The sequence below is a fragment of the Aliihoeflea aestuarii genome, from assembly GCF_024105665.1.
Lineage (GTDB): Bacteria > Pseudomonadota > Alphaproteobacteria > Rhizobiales > Rhizobiaceae > Aliihoeflea > Aliihoeflea aestuarii.
The window spans coordinates 335,635-352,686 of the sequence record NZ_JAAAMK010000003.1 but is presented as its reverse complement, the minus strand read 5'-3'; the positions used below and the strand labels follow the sequence as shown (position 1 = coordinate 352,686).

Here is a 17,052-nt window from a genome sequence, read left to right as displayed (position 1 = left end):
AAATCTCCTCCCGGACGCCTCCACGCCCGACCTCGTCGATATCTCGCATTTGCAGCGTAAAACTGCTGCGTTGCAGCGATGTAATCGATTGCATCAGATGCAAACACAGAATTTAATGGCTGACAAGCCGATTTTTTGCGGGCTTCGAAATAATGACGGGCGTGACGGCGTCATCGCCTCGGGCTATTGGCCCTGCATGCAGGATTGCGAATGACGGCACGATTCCCAAATATCGGCGATGTGGCGACGGCTGCGGGGGTTTCGACGGCGACCGTCAGCCGCGTGCTTTCGGCACCCGATCGCGTGTCGGAGGCCACGCGCGCCATCGTCATACGAGCGATCGAAGAGACCGGATATCGGATCAACCACGCGGCGCGGAACCTGCGCCGCCGGCAGGCAGGCGGCATCGTCGTTCTGGTGCCCAACCTTGCCAACCCCTTCTTTTCGCAAATCCTGTCAGGCATCACCTCCGCCATGGCAACGTCCGGCTACAATGTGCTGATCGCCGATACGCGGCATGCGGGCGATGCCGACCACCGCATCGCCGATTATCTGCACAACAACCGGTCGGACGGACTGATCGTCCTCGATGCGCAATTGCCGCCCGACGTGCTTTCGGCTGGCGAGACGGCGGCCCGCCGCCCGCCGATCGTGTTCGCCTGCGAATGGCTGGACGACGATCCGCGCCCCACCGTCACCATCGACAATTTCGAGGGCGCGCGGCTCGCCGTCGATCACCTCGCGGATCTGGGGCACAGGAGCATCGGCCATCTGACCGGACCGCCGGACAACGTCCTCACGATCGCCCGCGCGCGCGGAACCCGTGCCGCGCTGGCCGCACGAAATCTGACCGTCCGTGAGGACTGGTTCTTCGAAGGCGACTTCTCGCTCGCTTCGGGCGCGGCACTCGCGGTCCACTGGCTGGCGCTCTCCGAGCGACCGAGCGCGGTCTTCTGCGCGTCGGACGCCATGGCCTGCGGCTTCATCGGCGCGCTTCACCAGCGCGGCGTGTCGGTGCCGGACGACGTGTCGGTTGTCGGTTTCGACGATATCGAGATCGCCGCCCATTTCGTGCCGTCGCTGACGACCATCGCGCAGCCCCGCGCGCTGATCGGCGAAACGGCCGCACGCACGCTGCTCGCCTTGCTCGAGAACGGCCGGACGACGGACGTGGCGACATCGGTCTCGCAAACCCTGCCGGTGCGCCTCGTCGCGCGCGAAAGCTCCGCGCCGCCGCGTTAAAAGCTACTGCTCGCCGAGCTTCATCGACGGATTGTATTCGACGCCTGGAACGTCCTTGACCACGGCCTGTCCGCAGCGCATCGCTTTTGCTTCCGCATCATATGCGTAGGTGGCCGATCCATAGAGATGCCAGCCCTTGGCGAGCGCGTTGGACACTTTATGGCAGAAGCTCGAATCGTCGGGACCGGTCAAAAGGCGATAAAGACGCATGCGATGAATCTCCTATTTGCCGGCGCGGGCGAGGAGCCGCTCGGCCTGTTCCAGATGGAGCCGCTCGACCATACGGCCGTCGAGCGACAGAACGCCCTTGCCGCGATTGGCCGGCGCGGCGAAGGCGACGCGGATGGCTTCCGCCTCCAGGATCGCTTCGCTTCCCGGCGAAAACGCACGGTTCGCCGCCTCGATCTGCGCGGGATGGATCAGCGTCTTGCCGTCGAAACCCATATTCGCCGCCTCGCCGCATTCCGCGCCAAAGGCATCGAGATCGCGAAAATCGTTGGACACGCCGTCGAGAATGTCGAGCGAACCCGCGCGGGCGGCGAGCACCATCTGCATCAGCCAGGCCGTCAGATAGCGCCGGTCGGGGGTCGAGAGAACGCCGGTTTCCTTGACCAGATCGTTGGTGCCGGCGACGAGGCAGGCAAGCCGCGCGGCGTTGTCCCGGCCAAGCTCGGCGATGGCGCCGAGATTGAGCATGGCGCGCGGCGTCTCGACCATCGCCCACAGCCAGAGCGACGGGTCGGTCTCGGACCGGTCGAGCATACGGTCGGCTTCGAGAATGTCGCGCGGACCGTCGACCTTGGGCAGGAGGATCGCATCCGGCCGCGCCTCGCGCGCCGCCTTCAAGTCGTCGCGGCCCCATTCGCTCGACAAGGCATTGATGCGGATGACGGTTTCCTTCGCGCCCGCGCCGCGTTCGGCCACGAACCGCATCGCCGCGTCGCGCGCCGCCTTCTTCTCGTCCGGCAGAACGGCATCTTCCAGATCGACGATGACGGCGTCGCAATCGAGGCTGGCGATCTTGGCCAGCGCCTTCGCATTGGTCGCGGGAACGTAGAGCACCGAACGGCGCGGGCGGTGGGGACGGGATGTCATGACGGCTTTGTGGCCGAGCCGCGCGCAGCTTGCAAGACGGCGACGTCAGGATGGACGCGCAAGCGCCGCCATCAGGACCGCGATATAGTCGTCCTTGAGCTTCGCCTGCTCGGCGGAGGGCGGCATGCGCTGCTTCATCCCGTCCATCGCGTCGAGCAGCATTTCGGCACAAACGCGCGCGGAACATGCCGTCGCACCGCTCGCCGCGATCGCGCCTTCGATCGTCGCGCGCATTTTCGCCCGGCCGCTCGCTACAATGTCGGCGGCGAGGCTCGATTTCATATCGAGAATGTCCGCGCCGTGCGGCGACGCCTCGACCGCGCCGACGAGGTCCATCACGCAGGACAGCCCGGAACGGAGCCGGGTTTCGAGATCGCCCGCAGCCTGGAAGGCGGATACGGCATTCTCCAGCGCATGCTCCATGAAGGCGCTGGCAAGCGCACGATAGATGTCCGCCTTGTTCCTGAATTGCAGGTAGAGCGCGGGCCTCGAAATCTCGGCCGCCCTGGCGATATCGTCCATCGTCGTGCGCTGGTAGCCATAGGCAAGGAAGCAGCCCATCGCGCCGTCGAGGATGCGGACGCGGCGCTCGTCGTCAATCTTCGCGAAGAGTAAAGCCGAAAGCTTCTGTGTCATTCACTGGTAATTGACAAATTGACGAATTTTGTCAATACGTATCGTCAACGACAACCGGATCGCTCTTCATGCGCCTGACCGTCAATGGCAATCCGATCGAAATCGACGCCGAAGCGGAGATGCCGCTCTTGTGGGCGTTGCGCGATCTTGCCGGCATCAAGGGACCGAAATTCGGCTGCGGCATCGCCGCGTGCGGCGCCTGCACCGTGCTCGTCGCGGGACAGCCGGTGCGCTCCTGCGTGCTGCCGCTCGGACAGGTCGAGGGCGATGTCACGACGATCGAGGGTATCGGCCGTCCGGGCGCGCTGCATGCCGTCCAGGAAGCGTGGATCGTCGAACAGGTAGCCCAGTGCGGCTATTGCCAGGCCGGCCAGATCATGAGCGCGGTGGCGCTTCTGGATGAAATCCCGAACCCGTCCGACGCGGATATCGACCGTACCATGGGCGGCAATCTGTGCCGCTGCGCGACCTATCCGAAAATCCGCGCCGCCATCAAGCGCGCCGCCGCTTCGACCGGAGCCTGACGATGTCGCGCGCGGGCAAAATCACACGGCGCGTATTTCTGGGAGCTGCCGGGGCGGCAGCGGCGGGGCTTGCCGTCGGCTATTATGTCTATCGCCGCCCGTTCCCCAATCCGCTGGAGGCACAGGCTGGCGAAGGCGAGGCCGTCTTCAACCCCTTCGTGAAAATCCCGACCGAGGGACCGATCACGGTCATCGTGCCGCGTGCGGAGATGGGGCAGGGCGTGACGACGACGCTCGCCGCGCTAATTGCCGAAGAACTCGACGTGCGGCTCGATCAGGTCACGGTCGAGCACGGGCCGGCGGCGTCCGCCTACGCCAATATCGGTATGCTGGAAGAAGGCGTGCCGTTCCCCCGCTTCGACGATTCGACCATTGCCGAAATGATGCGCGGCGGCATGGGCGTGGTCGGCAGGTTCCTGGCCATGCAGGCGACGGGCGGTTCGTCCTCCACGACGGACGGATTCACGCGCATGCGGCAGGCCGGTGCGCTCGCCCGCGAGGCGTTGAAAGCGCAGGCCGCCCGACGATGGCAGGTCGACGCCGCCTCGCTGACCACCGCCGAGGGCTTCGTTACCAACCCCGCGACAGGTGAAACCGTCGCCTATGGCGAACTGGCGCTTGATGCGGCGCGCGTGGACCTGACCGCCGACCCCATATTGCGCGATCCGGCCGAGTGGAAACTGCTTGGCAGGCCCCAACCGCGCCTCGACATGGAAGCCAAGGTCACCGGCGCGCCGATCTTCGGCGTCGATGTCGACTTGCCCGACATGGTCTTCGCGACGATCCGCATGAATCCGCATTTCGGCGGCACAATCCGCACGCTGGACGATGCAGGGTCGCTTGCGATGCCCGGCGTGGAAAAGCTCGTGATCATCGAAACCCATCTCGGCAACGGCTTCGGCGTGATCGCGCGCTCGACATGGCACGCGATGCGCGCTGCCGATGCCGTCCAGGTCGAATGGGAGCGCCCCGACCGCGCCGTTGACGACGACGCCATCTGGGCGGGACTTGAGGCGGCGGTGGCGGGACGCGGGTCGAATTTCCGCGATGACGGCGACGTCGAAACCGTCTTCGCCGATGCGCCGCGCGAGCGGATGGTGGAAGCGGAGTATCGCGTACCCTTCCTCGCCCATGCCGCGATGGAGCCGATGAACGCGACCGCGCGGTTCCGCGACGGCGAGCTGGACGTGTGGGCACCGAACCAGTCGCCGACGCTGACGCGCATGGCCTGCGCCCGCGAAGCAGGCATTTCGCAGGAGAATTGCCGCGTCCACACGACCAGCCTCGGCGGCGCGTTCGGCCGCCGTCTGGAGGTCGACTACGCCGTTTATGCGACGCGCCTTGCGATGGAGACGAACGGGCGGCCCGTCAAGGTGACCTGGACGCGCGAGGAAGACATGACGCATGACATGTATCGTCCTGCCGCGATGGGCCGGTTCCGGGCGCGGCTCGGCGAGGACGGCATGCCGCAGGCGCTCGACATGAAGATCGCCTCCCCGTCGATCATCGCCTCGCTCCTGCCGCGTCTTTATCCGCGCCTGCCGGTCCCCGGCTCCGACACCGCAATCGTCGACGGGTCTTTCAACCAACCCTATTCGATCGCGAATTATCGCGTCTCGGGTGTCGTCGCCGACAATCCCGGCGTTCCGGTCGGCTTCTGGCGGGCGGTCGGCAATTCCTTCAACGGTTTCTTCCACGAAGCTTTCATGGACGAGATCGCGACGGCTGGCGGCATCGATCCGGTCGAGTTGCGGCTTTCCCTGATGGCCGATCATCCCGCTGCCGTCGGCGTCGTCGAAAAGGTGGCGGACATGGCCGAGTGGTCCGCGTCCCTGCCGGCGAACCGCGCGAAAGGTTTCGCCTTCGCCACAAGCTTCGGCTCCTGGGTCGCCGAGATCGTGGAAATCTCGGAAACTGAAGGGCGCATTCGCCTCGAGAAGGTATGGATTGCGGCCGATGTGGGACGCGCGCTCGACCCAAGCATCATCGAGGCGCAATTGATGTCCGGCGCATTGTTCGGCCTGTCGGCGGCGATGTTCGAGGAGGTCAATTTCGCCGATGGCCGGGCCGTCCAGACCAATTTCCACGATTACGATCCGCTGCGCATTCACCAATCGCCCGATGTCGAGGTCGCGATCCTTCAGAACGCACCGAAGATGGGCGGCGTCGGCGAAATCGGCACGCCGCCGGCAGCGCCCGCACTCGCCAACGCGATCTTCGCGCTGACGGGAAAGCGGATCCGGCAATTGCCGCTGGCGCGCGAGGTGGATTTCGCATGAGACGCCTTTTCGCCATCGCGCTTTTCCTGATGCCGGGCCCAGCTTTTGCGCAGGACGAACCGGGCCTTATCGAATGGGAGGGGCTCTATCGTGTCTTTTCGCATCCGCGCTGCGCCAACTGCCATACCGAGGACGACCATCCGCGCTGGTCCGGCGCCCATTATGGCGAAGCGCGCATTCACCCGTTCAATGTGCGGCGCGGACCGGACGGCTTCGGCAATCCGGGCATGACATGCCGGACCTGTCATCAGGAAACGAATTCGCCGGTCCTCCACGGGCCGCCAGGATCGCCCGACTGGCATCTGGCGCCGCAGGAAATGGTCTGGTTCGAAAAGAGTTCGGGCGAAATCTGCGCCCAGATCAAGGATCCGGCGCGCAATGGCGGCAAGACGCTCGATGAGGTCGCGGTCCATTTGCGCGACGATGCGCTGGTCGCGTGGGGCTGGGAACCGGGACCGGGCCGCGAGCCCGCGCCAGGCAGCGCGGAAGAGACATACGAAGCCTTGAAGCGCTGGGCCGAACTCGGCGCGCCGTGCCCGCAGGGCTGACATTTTGGCAGGAGTGATCGATCGATGAAAAAACGTGACTGTTGCGCCGCACCGCGCTGATGTAGGGATTTTGCCCTGCGCACCGCGCCGAATTGAATTCAGGATCACGCCGTACCATCTGCGCTGACGCGAGGCGTGTCCCGAAACGGATTGACCGACATGTCGAAATTCAAATTCCACCAAATCGCGGCTGTCGCCGTGTTCGCGATGACGGCCGTCTGGGTCGCGACCGGCGAGTTTTCGTCCGTTGGCTCCGCACAGGACAGCGAATCCGCACAGCCGGGCGATGCCGCGCCTCAGGTCGAGGAACGACGTCACACGGTGGCTGTCATAAGGCCGCCGCGTTTCGAGCATTCGCGCGCCATCCGCATGTCAGGTCTGACCGAAGCCGACAAGCGCGCCGTGCTGGCCGCCCGTTCCGCCGGCATCGTTTCCGAACTGCCCCTTTCGAAGGGGCAGATGGTCGAGGCCGGCGACCTGATTATCCGCCTCGATGCCGAAGAAAAGGAAGCCGCGATCGCGACGGCGCAGCAATTGCTCAGCCAGCGTCAAGCCGAAGCGGAAGCTGCCGAACGCCTCGTCCAGTCCGGCTCCCTGCCGCGCCTTCAGGCAGACAATGCCCGCTCGGCGCTTGCCTCCGCCCGCTCGCAGCTCGAGGCGGCACAGGCCGAGCTTACCCGCAACGAGGTGCGCGCGCCGTTCAGCGGGCTCGTCGACCGCGTGAATGTCGAGATCGGCGGCTCGGTCATGGCCGGCACCGAAATCGCCACGATCCTGGCGCTCGACCCGATCGTCGCGACGGGCGAGGTCGGCGAACGCGACCTCGGCCATCTCACGACCGGTGACCGGGCTGATGTCCGCCTCGTCGACGGCCGCATTGTCGAGGGCGAGATCAGCTACATTTCGCGCGATGCCTCCGCGCAGACCCGAACCTTTCAGGTCGAGGTCGCGATCGACAATGAGGACAACGATATCCCGGCCGGCATGACAACCGAGATGACGCTGCGCGCCAGACCGGTGGAATCGGTCCGCCTGCCGCGTTCGGTCGTCACGCTTTCCGCAAAGGGCGACCTCGGCATTCGCACGGTCGGCCCGGACGGCAAGGTGGCGTTCCACATGATCGATCTAGTCGACGATACGCCCGAGGGTCTCGTTCTCGCGGGCATTCCGGCGGATGCGCGGGTGATCGTGTCCGGACAGGATTTCGTGGCCGAAGGCGACCTGGTGAATGCCGTCGAGGCGGACGAAGAGACGATCCGCGGGCTGGCCGGCGAAGTGGCGGGGCTCGACTGAACGAGACGCGACAGGCGGCGCGGTCGTCTCGCGACCGATCCGATTTTTGAGGATATGCGGACATGAACCTCGTCCGACTGGCAATCGACAATGCAAGGCTGACCCTGTCGGTCATGATCTTCATGATCGTGGCGGGCGCGCTCGCCTATCAGGCGATCCCGAAGGAAGCAGAGCCTGACATTCCGATCCCGATCATCTATGTCAGCCTGACCTATCAGGGCATTTCGCCGGAGGATTCCGAGCGGCTTTTGCTGCGCCCGGTCGAATTGCAGATGAAGGGCCTGTCCGGCGTCAAGGAGATGCGCTCGGCCGCCTATGAGGGCGGCGGCTACGTCCTGATCGAGTTTCAGCCGGGCTTCGATTTTTCCAACGCGCTGGAAGACGTGCGCGCCAAGGTGTCCGACGCAAGGCGCGACCTGCCGCAAGGCGTCGACGAGCCGACCGTCAACGAGGTCAACGTCTCGGAATTCCCGGTTCTCGTCGTCACGCTTTCGGGCGACCTGCCCGAACGCCTCCTTGCCTCGACCGCGCGCGAATTGCGCGACCGCATCGAAGAGGTGCCCGGCGTGCTCGAAGGCACGCTTCAGGGCACCCGCGACGAACAGGTCGACGTCATCGTCGATCCGGTCAAGCTGTCTTCCTACGGTTTGCAGCTCGACCAGCTCATCCAGGGCGTTTCGGCCGGCAACAGCCTCGTCGCCGCCGGCGCTCTGCAAGGCACCGAAGGCCGCTTCCCGGTCAAGGTCCCCTCGCTGATCGAGACCGTCGAGGACGTCGCCGACCTGCCGATCGTCGCCGGGCCGAATGCGGTCGTGCGCGCCCGCGATCTGGCCACGATCCGCTCGACCTTCGCCGAGGCCGAAACGATCACCCGCCTCGACGGCAAGCCCGCCATCGCGATCGAGGTGAAGAAACGCGCCGGTGCGAATTTGATCGAGACCGTCGACACGGTGAAGGAGATCGCCACAGCCTTTCAGGAGAACCTGCCGGTTCCCGTCACGATCGGCTTCAGCCAGGACAAGTCGGACATGGTCCGCCAGCTTCTGAGCGACCTCCAGAACCACGTCCTGATCGCCGTCATCCTCGTCTTCATCGTCATCTTGTATGCCCTGTCGGGCCGCTCCTCGATCCTGATCGGCCTGTCGATCCCGGTCTCGTTCCTGATGGGCATCCTGGCCCTTGCCATGCTCGGCTACACGGTCAACATGATCGTGCTGTTCGCGCTGATCCTCGCTGTGGGCATGCTGGTCGACGACGCGATCATCGTCACCGAATTCGCCGAACGGCGCATGTCGGAGGGCATGGACCGCGTCGAGGCGTTCGATCTGGCCGCGCGCCGCATGGCCGGCCCCGTCACCGCCGCGACGCTGACGCGCATCGCCGCCTTCTCGCCGCTGCTCTTCTGGCCGGGCGTCGTCGGCGAGTTTATGAAGTATCTGCCGCTGACGCTGATCATGACCCTGTCCGCGTCGCTGCTCTACGCGCTGGTCTTCACGCCAACGCTGGGAGCGCTTTTCGCCAAGGCCCATCCCGAGCCGGAAGGCAAGCCCGACGGCCTCTATATGGGTGCGGTCAAGAAGGCAGTCGCCTATCCCAAGACCGTTCTGCTTCTGGCCGTCGGCCTTCTGGTCGGTGTCCAATACGCCTATTCGCAATATGGCGCGGGCGTCGAGTTCTTCCCCAATGTCGAGCCCGAATACGGACTGATGTACGTACATGCGCGCGGCAATCTCTCTCTGGAGGAAATGGATGCGGCGACACGGCTTGCCGAAAACCGTCTCCTTGGCTGGCCGGGCCTGGAATCTGTCTATACGCGCGTGGGAATGACGCGGGGCGGCGGGCAGGACATCGACGAGGACGTCATCGGCGTCATCCAGTACGAGTTCCTGGACTGGCGCGAGCGCAAGGCGGCCAGCGAGATTCTCGACGATCTGCGCGTCGAGATGGCGAACCTGCCCGGTATTCAGGTTCAGGTGCGCGTGCCCGATGCGGGCCCGCCGACCGGCCAGCCGATTCAGGTCAGGCTCTCGGCAGCCGACCCGACATATCTGAACGATCACGCCCGCGCGGTCGCGGCGCGGATCGCACAGGTGCCGGGTGTCATCGAGATATCCGACGGCCTGCCGCCGCCCGGCGTCGACTGGGCGCTGAAGGTGGATCGTGCCAAGGCCGCGCAATACGGCGTCAGTCCCAGCCAGGTCGGCACCGTGGTCCAACTCGTAACCGTCGGCCTCAAGCTTTCGGACTACCGGCCGGCCGGCGTCGACGATGCCGTCGACATCCGCCTGCGCCTGCCCGACGACCGCCGGACGTTGTCCAGCCTCGACCAGTTGCGGGTTCAAACGCCGGAAGGCTCGGTCCCGCTCGCCAATTTCGTCACCCGCGAACCGCAGCAGCGAACCGGCATCCTGAACCGCATCGACTCGGAGCGGACCATCGTCGTCCAGTCGAATATCGCTCATGGCTATCAGGTCGCCGAAGTGCAGGCGCAAGTGGCGCAGGCGGTAGGCGAACTCGACCTGGGTTCGACCAAATGGCGGCTTGCCGGCTCGAGCGAGGAAAGCGACGCTGCGAGCGCCTTCCTCATGAACGCCTTCGGCGCCGCAATCTTCCTGATCTTTATCGTGCTTCTGGCCCAGTTCAACAAGTTCACCAGCGTGCTGCTCGTGCTCATAACCGTGGTCATGTCCACGATCGGTGTGTTCCTCGGCTTGCTGATCATGGGGCAGCCGTTCGGCATCGTGATGTCGGGAATTGGCGTCATTGCGCTGGCAGGCGTCGTCGTCAACAACAACATCGTCCTGATCGATACTTACGACCGGTTGCGCCACGAGGGCATGAACAAGATCGACGCGATCCTTCAGACCTGCCGCGAGCGCGCGCGTCCGGTGGTCCTGACGGCGCTTGCCGCCATATTTGGTGTCGCTCCCATTGCCTTCGGCATCGGACTGGAACTGTTTCATCATGAAACCACGATCAACGCGCCGTCCACCCAGTGGTGGATTTCGCTGTCTTCCGCGATCGTGTTCGGTCTGTCGTTTGCGACGGTCCTGACGCTGATCGTGACGCCGGCCGCGCTGATGGTCTTCACCCGCGAGCATCCCAAGGCCGGCGAGACGCGACGCAGCTTCTGGTCCCGGCTTTTCCGGCGCAAGCCGAAACCCGAACCGGAATCGGACGCACAACCCTTGCCTGCCGAATAGACCTCATTGCAACCGGCAAGGGCGCCTGCGGAACCTGCGGGCGCCCTCGCGCATTTAGGGCGCAGGACAGGATCATCCTGTTCGAGGAGAGTTGGGGAACTTTGCCATGTCGCTCGGAACAATTCTGATCATCATTCTGATCCTGATCCTGCTCGGCGCCATTCCGGCCTGGCCGCATTCGCGCGGCTGGGGTTATGGCCCTTCGGGCATTCTCGGGGTCGTCCTGGTAGTAGTGCTGATCCTCGTATTGATGGGCCGAATCTAGCCCTCTGCGAGACGGAGCACCCCTTCGCCCGGCGGTCACGACCTGCCGGGCGTTTTGGTTTACGGGACCGGCTTTTGCCGGTCGGCGATCGACACCACCGGCGCGAAGATCGCAAGCAAGAGAATGACCAGGGCGAGCACGACGAAGATCGGCGCGAAACCCGTGTACTCGCCGATGAAGCCGATGGCGGAAGGCGCGACGAGGATACCGGAATAGCCCATCGTGGTGGCGACGCTCATGCCCACGCCGGGTGCGAGCCCGGTCTGGTTGCCTGCGGCCGAGAAGGCGATCGGCACGATATTGGCAAGGCCGAGCCCGACGAGAGCGAAAAAGGCGATGGCAAGCTCGGGCGAAGGCGACAGCCCGGCTCCTACGAGACCGACACCCGCGACGAGACAGGACGCGCGCAATGTCGCGACCGCACCGAACCGGTCGCGGACCGCATCGCCCGAAAACCGCATCAGCGCCATCGCCGCCGAAAACAGCGCGAAGGCGAGGCTCGCTTGTGCCAGACCCGCCGCGTGCTCGCGCTGGAGATAAAGCGCGGCCCAGTCGAGCACCGCGCCCTCGGGAATCATGCCGAGCAGCGCGGCAAGCCCCAGCAGGTAGGGCAGCGGCTTCAGCGGCCAGCGGGCACGTTGCACAGCCTCGGCTGGAGGCGGCGCGTCCCGCAAGGCATAGCGCGCGACGCCGAGGCTCAGGAGCCCGGCAATGAACCCGGCCAGAACCGACTGCGCAAGCGCGCCACTGGCCTGCAGCACAAAGCCGCCGGCAGCGGCACCGGCAAAGCCGCCGAGGCTCCAGAATCCGTGCGACGACGACATGATCGCGCGGTCGAGATGCCGCTCGACAGCGACCGCATTGGCGTTCATCGCGACATCCATGCCACCGATCAATGCGCCGAATCCGAACATCGCGAACGCCGCGACCGTGAAATCGGGCGCAAGCACCACGGCCGGCAGGCTGAGCGGCATGAGCGCGGCGAAGGCGACGAGCGGACGGCGCGAGCCGTATCTGGCGATCAACCCACCGCACCATGGCATGGCCGCGAGCGCGCCGAGGCCGAAAACGAGGATCAGAAGGCCGAGCCGGCTTTCCGACAGCTCGAGCCGGTCGGCGAGCGCGGGTATCTGGGGCGCCCATGCACCGATCACCAGACCGTTCGCGACGAAGGCGAGCGCGACCGCAACGCGCGTCGAGGGAAAGGAAAATTCACGTTTCATTACGCCGTGCAATACCCAATAGGAGCTAATTGGTTAATCTAAATCGATTTAACTCGATCCAGTCAAATTATTTTATTGCGTTGCAGTCCTGTAACAGGAAGGTCGAGCCTTAACGTCGGCTTAACCCGGCTCATCACCGCCACAATCGATGCTATGTTGTCGCCAAGAGGGATTCACGAACCTGCTTCGCCCAGCGTCGACGACCTGTAGAGCCGCAACGAACGCGCGAGCAGTAACCTGAGGTAATCGCATGTCCGCAGACACGCCGCGCAGCCGTATCGATTGGAACGGCGAGGGGAATGAACGGGAAGTCGGCCGCATCCTGAAATCCAGAAATCTCATCCGCAAGGCGGCGACACCTGTCGCCATCGGCTTCGTCGGCCTCGCTCTGGTCGGAGCGCTTGCCGCTGGTCCTCTCACGCGCAGCCTGACGGCGTCCGACGCCCCGACCGTCGAGGTCGCCTCGGTTCAGACCGCCTCCGTGACGCCAGCCGCCATCGAAGCACCCGTCGCGCAACCGGCCGCCGCCATCGAACCGGCGGCCGATCCAGCGCCCGGCACGACCACGGCCGCGCGTATGACGAGCGCAACGGATTCGCCCGGCCTCGCCGCCAACGATCCCCGCTGGAGCGCGGATGCGCTCGCGGTCGATGAAGACAAGCTTGCCGAACTCAAGAAGGCCGTCGACGAAACGGTCGCAGCCGCCGAGATCGCAAGCGCCATGGGTTCGGATGGAACCGACGGCCTGTTCACCTCCACGATCCCCGCACAGGCGGCCGGGTTTGCGCCCGAGCGGCCGGCGACGCCCGCCCGCGAGCGCAGTGCGTTCGACGCCGCGCTGAACGGGCAAGAAGAGGCCCGGCCCGAACCTGCCGTGGCGACGGCAAGCGATCTCCAGCCCGCCAAGGCCACGCAATATGTGAACATGCGCTCGGCCCCGGCCGATGACGCGAGCGTGCTCGCCGTCGTTCCCGCGAACGCCGCGATCGAGGCCGAAACCGACTGCCGCTGGTGCGAGGTCAATTATGACGGCCAGAAAGGCTATATCTTCCAGTCCTTCATCGCGCGCTGATCGCATATCGAATGAACTTGAAAAAGCCCGGCATTGCCGGGCTTTTTCGCTTTCAGGAGGCGTAGACGACAAGCAGATCCTTGGCGTCGATCTGGTCGCCTGCCTTGACCAGCACCTCGGCGATCTCGCCATCGCGCTCGGCATGAAGCGCGGTCTCCATCTTCATCGCCTCGATGGATAGCAGCACGTCGCCAGCCGACACCTTCTGGCCCGCCGACACGGCGAGCGTCGAGACGACACCGGGCATGGGCGCGCCGACATGGGCGGCACTGTCGGGTTCCGCCTTTGCCCGTGCCCTGGCGGCATCGGCGCCGCGAAGACGGTCGGGCACCTTCACGCGGCGGGGCTGCCCGTTGAGTTCGAAGAACACCGTGACCATGCCCTTTTCATCGGTCTCGCCGATGGCGAGGCAGCGCACGACCAGCGTCTTGCCGCGCTCGATCTCGATGAAGATCTCGTCTTCCTGGCTCATTCCGTAGAAATAGACCGGCGTCGGCAGCGTCGAGACCGGGCCGTATTCGGTCGAGGCGGCCACGAAATCGGTGAAGACCTTCGGATACATGAGCCACGAAGCGAACTCGAAATCGGAGAGTTCCCGTTCGAGCTTCGTCTCGATGTCGCTGCGCTCAGTGTCGAGATCGGCTGCCTTGAGGAGTGAGCCCGGCCGCACATTGATCGGCTTTTCGCCCTTCAGCGCCTTCTTCTGCAAGCCTTCGGGCCACCCGGCCGGCGGCTGGCCAAGATCGCCGCGCAGCATCGAGATGACCGAATCGGGAAAGGCGATGTCCTTCTTCGGGTTCTCGACGTCAGCGACGGTCAAATCCTGGCTGACCATCATCAGCGCCATGTCGCCGACGACCTTCGAGGACGGCGTCACCTTGACGATGTCGCCGAACATCAAATTGGCGTCGTGATAGGCCTGCGCGACCTCGTGCCAGCGGGCCTCCAGCCCCAGCGAGCGCGCCTGTTCTTTCAGATTGGTGAACTGACCGCCCGGCATTTCATGCAGGTAGACTTCCGAGGCGGGCCCCTTGAGGTCGCTTTCGAAGGCGGCATACTGGTTGCGCACCGCCTCCCAATAGAACGAGATCTTCCGGATCCAGTCGCCGTCGAGCCCCGTATCGCGCTCGCCGCCTTTCAGCGCCTCGACGATCGAGCCGAGACAGGGTTGCGAGGTGTTGCCCGACAGCGAATCCATTGCTGCATCGACCGCGTCGACCCCCGCTTCCACCGCCGCCAGTATGGTCGCGGCGGAAATGCCGGACGTGTCGTGGGTGTGGAAATGCAGCGGCAGATCGGTCTCTTCGCGCAGCGTCTTAAAGAGCACCCTAGCCGCCGCCGGCTTCATCAGGCCGGCCATGTCCTTGATGGCGATGATATGCGCGCCGGCGGCCTCCAGTTCGTGCGTCAGCCCGACATAGTAGTTGAGGTCATAGGTCGCCCGTTCGGGATCGCCGATATCGGCCGTGTAGCAGATGGCCGCCTCGCACAGTCTGCCCTCTTCACGCACCGCGTCCATCGACACGCGCATGTTCTCGACCCAGTTCAGGCAGTCGAAGACGCGGAAGAGATCGACGCCGCCACTCGCTGCCTGTTTGACGAAATAGCGGACGACATTGTCGGGATAGTTCGTGTAGCCGACGCCATTCGCGCCGCGCAGAAGCATCTGGAGCAGGATATTGGGCGCGGCCTCGCGCACCTTTGAAAGCCGCTCCCAAGGGTCTTCGGTCAAAAAGCGCATGGCGACGTCGAAGGTCGCGCCGCCCCAGCATTCGAGCGACAGGAGGTCGGGCAGCGCCCGCGCATAGGTCCCGGCGATGGCGGCGATGTCATGCGTGCGCATGCGCGTCGCCAGAAGCGATTGATGTCCGTCGCGCATGGTCGTGTCGGTAACGAGAACGCGAGGCTCGGCCCGCATCCAGCGTGCGAACGCCTCCGGTCCATCCCGGTCGAGACGCTGCTTCGTGCCGTCCGGTACGTCGCCGCCGATGAAGGGCACACGCGGCGCAGGAGCATCCTCCTTCGGTCTTGCGCGGCCGCGCGCTTCGGGATGACCGTTCACCGAAACGTCGGCGAGATAGTTCAAAAGCTTTGTCGCGCGGTCCTGTCGTTTGACGGCGGCGAAAAGCTCCGGCGTCGTATCGATGAACCGCGTCGTATAGGAATTGTCGCGAAAGTGCGGGTGGTTGATGATCGCTTCGAGAAAGGTGAGGTTCGTCGCCACGCCGCGAATGCGGAACTCGCGCAGCGCCCGGTCCATCCGCTGACGCGCTTCCTCCGCCGAAGGTGCCCACGCCGTTACCTTTTCCAGAAGCGGATCGTAGAAGCGCGTGATCACCGCGCCCGAATAGGCCGTGCCGCCGTCGAGCCGAATGCCGAAACCGGTCGCCCCGCGATAGGCGGTAATGCGACCGTAATCGGGAATGAAGTTCTGCTCCGGGTCTTCCGTCGTGATGCGGCACTGCATGGCGTGGCCGTTGAGCCTTATGTCGCCCTGCGCCGACACGCCGGATTCGGGCGTTCCGATGGCCGCGCCTTCGAGAAGGTGTATCTGCGCCTTGACGATGTCGATACCGGTCACTTCCTCGGTGACGGTATGTTCCACCTGGATGCGCGGATTGACCTCGATGAAGTAGAATTTGCCGGTGTCGGCGTCCTGAAGGAACTCGACCGTGCCCGCGCCCACGTAAGACGTCGCCTCGGCGATCTTCAGCGCGTAGCCGCACAATTCCTCGCGCAGTTCCTGCGAAAGATAGGGCGCAGGCGCGCGCTCCACGACCTTCTGGTTGCGCCGCTGGATCGAGCAGTCGCGCTCGAACAGATGAACGGCATTGCCGTGAGTGTCGCCCAGAACCTGCACCTCGACATGGCGCGCACGCTCGACGAGTTTTTCCAGATAAACTTCGTCCTTGCCGAACGCGGCTTTCGCCTCGCGCTTGCCTTCCGTTACCTCACGAGCGAGATCGTCGGGCTTGCGGATCGCGCGCATGCCGCGCCCGCCGCCGCCCCACGATGCCTTGAGCATGACCGGATAGCCGATCGCCTCGGCCATCTTCGCCACGTCTTCCATATCGTCCGGCAGCGGCTCGGTCGCCGGCACGACCGGCACCCCGACCTCGATTGCAAGGTTGCGCGCCGCGACCTTGTTGCCGAGCCGGCGCATCGTCTCCGGCTTCGGGCCGATGAAGACGATACCGGCATTGGCGCACGCCTCGGCGAATTCGGGACTTTCCGACAACAGGCCGTAGCCCGGATGGATCGCGTCCGCGCCGGACAATTTCGCCACGCGGATAACCTCTTCGATCGACAGATAGCTTTCGATCGGTCCCAGATCCTTCGGCAGATGCACGCCGCGCCCGACCGGATAGCTTTCGTCGGCCTTGAAGCGGTGGAGCGAATATTTGTCCTCCTCGGCCCAGATCGCGACGGTCTTGATGCCGAGTTCGTTGGCGGCGCGAAAGACGCGGATGGCGATTTCGGATCGGTTGGCAACGAGGATTTTCCGAATGGTCAAGGCAGGCTCTCCGGGTGATCCAGGCATGTCTCCCGAAAGTGGGAACCGGTTTCGGGATAAAGACATGCACAGAAACAAGACGGCGCATGGTGCAGCGCAATGCGAAGCCGACGCAAGGTCAAATGCACAAAAATCGATCATTGATCTTCATGAACTGA

Annotated in this window: 13 protein-coding genes; 8 read left to right on the top strand and 5 right to left on the bottom strand. The window is 64.6% G+C overall.

Annotated elements, in window-relative coordinates:
- Nucleotides 1-210: 210 nt before the first annotated feature.
- Nucleotides 211-1,242: a LacI family DNA-binding transcriptional regulator gene (locus GTW25_RS09385; RefSeq protein ID WP_252911803.1), complete on the top strand. Its 1,032-nt coding sequence runs from the start codon at nucleotides 211-213 to the stop codon at nucleotides 1,240-1,242.
- Between the two features lie 3 nt (nucleotides 1,243-1,245).
- On the opposite strand, the gene GTW25_RS09380 is transcribed toward GTW25_RS09385, so the two are convergent.
- From GTW25_RS09380 to GTW25_RS09370, 3 genes are read right to left on the bottom strand one after another with little or no spacing between them, the layout of a single operon-like run.
- On the bottom strand, nucleotides 1,246-1,452 hold the full coding sequence (locus GTW25_RS09380; RefSeq protein WP_252911802.1) for a DUF1737 domain-containing protein: 207 nt from the start codon (nucleotides 1,450-1,452) through the stop codon (nucleotides 1,246-1,248).
- Between the two features lie 12 nt (nucleotides 1,453-1,464).
- Nucleotides 1,465-2,337 (bottom strand): HpcH/HpaI aldolase/citrate lyase family protein, encoded by an 873-nt coding sequence (locus GTW25_RS09375; RefSeq protein ID WP_252911801.1) that lies wholly within the window; start codon nucleotides 2,335-2,337, stop codon nucleotides 1,465-1,467.
- A 45-nt stretch (nucleotides 2,338-2,382) separates the two neighbouring features.
- Nucleotides 2,383-2,973: a TetR/AcrR family transcriptional regulator gene (locus GTW25_RS09370; RefSeq protein WP_252911800.1), complete on the bottom strand. Its 591-nt coding sequence runs from the start codon at nucleotides 2,971-2,973 to the stop codon at nucleotides 2,383-2,385.
- Nucleotides 2,974-3,041: 68 nt separating this feature from the next.
- On the opposite strand from GTW25_RS09370, the gene GTW25_RS09365 reads away from it, so the two are divergent.
- The 6 genes from GTW25_RS09365 to GTW25_RS09340 all read left to right on the top strand — a co-directional run bounded on the left by GTW25_RS09365 (nucleotide 3,042) and on the right by GTW25_RS09340 (nucleotide 11,085).
- A complete protein-coding gene (locus GTW25_RS09365; RefSeq protein ID WP_252911799.1) occupies nucleotides 3,042-3,497 on the top strand; it encodes a (2Fe-2S)-binding protein in 456 nt (151 codons plus the stop codon).
- 2 nt (nucleotides 3,498-3,499) lie between these two features.
- On the top strand, nucleotides 3,500-5,776 hold the full coding sequence (locus tag GTW25_RS09360) for a xanthine dehydrogenase family protein molybdopterin-binding subunit (RefSeq protein ID WP_252911797.1): 2,277 nt from the start codon (nucleotides 3,500-3,502) through the stop codon (nucleotides 5,774-5,776).
- A complete protein-coding gene (locus tag GTW25_RS09355; RefSeq protein ID WP_252911795.1) occupies nucleotides 5,773-6,324 on the top strand; it encodes a hypothetical protein in 552 nt (183 codons plus the stop codon). Before GTW25_RS09360 ends, GTW25_RS09355 begins: the two co-directional genes overlap by 4 nt.
- Before the next feature lie 159 nt (nucleotides 6,325-6,483).
- Nucleotides 6,484-7,617 carry an efflux RND transporter periplasmic adaptor subunit gene (locus tag GTW25_RS09350; protein WP_252911794.1) on the top strand — a complete coding sequence of 378 codons (1,134 nt, stop codon included), beginning with the start codon at nucleotides 6,484-6,486 and terminating at the stop codon, nucleotides 7,615-7,617.
- A gap of 62 nt (nucleotides 7,618-7,679) precedes the next feature.
- The gene (locus GTW25_RS09345; RefSeq protein ID WP_252911792.1) at nucleotides 7,680-10,820 is read left to right on the top strand and encodes an efflux RND transporter permease subunit; all 3,141 of its coding nucleotides are present in this window, start codon (nucleotides 7,680-7,682) and stop codon (nucleotides 10,818-10,820) included.
- Between the two features lie 106 nt (nucleotides 10,821-10,926).
- Nucleotides 10,927-11,085 carry a DUF3309 family protein gene (locus tag GTW25_RS09340; protein ID WP_252911791.1) on the top strand — a complete coding sequence of 53 codons (159 nt, stop codon included), beginning with the start codon at nucleotides 10,927-10,929 and terminating at the stop codon, nucleotides 11,083-11,085.
- Between the two features lie 59 nt (nucleotides 11,086-11,144).
- On the opposite strand, the gene GTW25_RS09335 is transcribed toward GTW25_RS09340, so the two are convergent.
- Complete coding sequence (locus tag GTW25_RS09335) at nucleotides 11,145-12,308, bottom strand: MFS transporter (RefSeq protein ID WP_252911789.1); 1,164 nt, start codon at nucleotides 12,306-12,308, stop codon at nucleotides 11,145-11,147.
- A gap of 250 nt (nucleotides 12,309-12,558) precedes the next feature.
- Here GTW25_RS09335 and GTW25_RS09330 point away from each other — a divergent pair, with 250 nt between their 5' ends.
- On the top strand, nucleotides 12,559-13,380 hold the full coding sequence (locus tag GTW25_RS09330; protein ID WP_252911788.1) for an SH3 domain-containing protein: 822 nt from the start codon (nucleotides 12,559-12,561) through the stop codon (nucleotides 13,378-13,380).
- A 52-nt stretch (nucleotides 13,381-13,432) separates the two neighbouring features.
- Here the strand turns inward: GTW25_RS09330 and pyc are convergent, their stop codons facing one another.
- A complete protein-coding gene (pyc, locus tag GTW25_RS09325) occupies nucleotides 13,433-16,894 on the bottom strand; it encodes a pyruvate carboxylase (RefSeq protein ID WP_252911786.1) in 3,462 nt (1,153 codons plus the stop codon).
- Nucleotides 16,895-17,052: the final 158 nt, after the last annotated feature.

Coding starts and splice junctions, on each gene's coding strand:
- GTW25_RS09385 (WP_252911803.1), top strand. CDS start 211: ATGACGGCACGATTCCCAAATATCGGCGATGTGGCGACGGCTGCGGGG.
- GTW25_RS09380 (WP_252911802.1), bottom strand. CDS start 1,452: ATGCGTCTTTATCGCCTTTTGACCGGTCCCGACGATTCGAGCTTCTGC.
- GTW25_RS09375 (WP_252911801.1), bottom strand. CDS start 2,337: ATGACATCCCGTCCCCACCGCCCGCGCCGTTCGGTGCTCTACGTTCCC.
- GTW25_RS09370 (WP_252911800.1), bottom strand. CDS start 2,973: ATGACACAGAAGCTTTCGGCTTTACTCTTCGCGAAGATTGACGACGAG.
- GTW25_RS09365 (WP_252911799.1), top strand. CDS start 3,042: ATGCGCCTGACCGTCAATGGCAATCCGATCGAAATCGACGCCGAAGCG.
- GTW25_RS09360 (WP_252911797.1), top strand. CDS start 3,500: ATGTCGCGCGCGGGCAAAATCACACGGCGCGTATTTCTGGGAGCTGCC.
- GTW25_RS09355 (WP_252911795.1), top strand. CDS start 5,773: ATGAGACGCCTTTTCGCCATCGCGCTTTTCCTGATGCCGGGCCCAGCT.
- GTW25_RS09350 (WP_252911794.1), top strand. CDS start 6,484: ATGTCGAAATTCAAATTCCACCAAATCGCGGCTGTCGCCGTGTTCGCG.
- GTW25_RS09345 (WP_252911792.1), top strand. CDS start 7,680: ATGAACCTCGTCCGACTGGCAATCGACAATGCAAGGCTGACCCTGTCG.
- GTW25_RS09340 (WP_252911791.1), top strand. CDS start 10,927: ATGTCGCTCGGAACAATTCTGATCATCATTCTGATCCTGATCCTGCTC.
- GTW25_RS09335 (WP_252911789.1), bottom strand. CDS start 12,308: ATGAAACGTGAATTTTCCTTTCCCTCGACGCGCGTTGCGGTCGCGCTC.
- GTW25_RS09330 (WP_252911788.1), top strand. CDS start 12,559: ATGTCCGCAGACACGCCGCGCAGCCGTATCGATTGGAACGGCGAGGGG.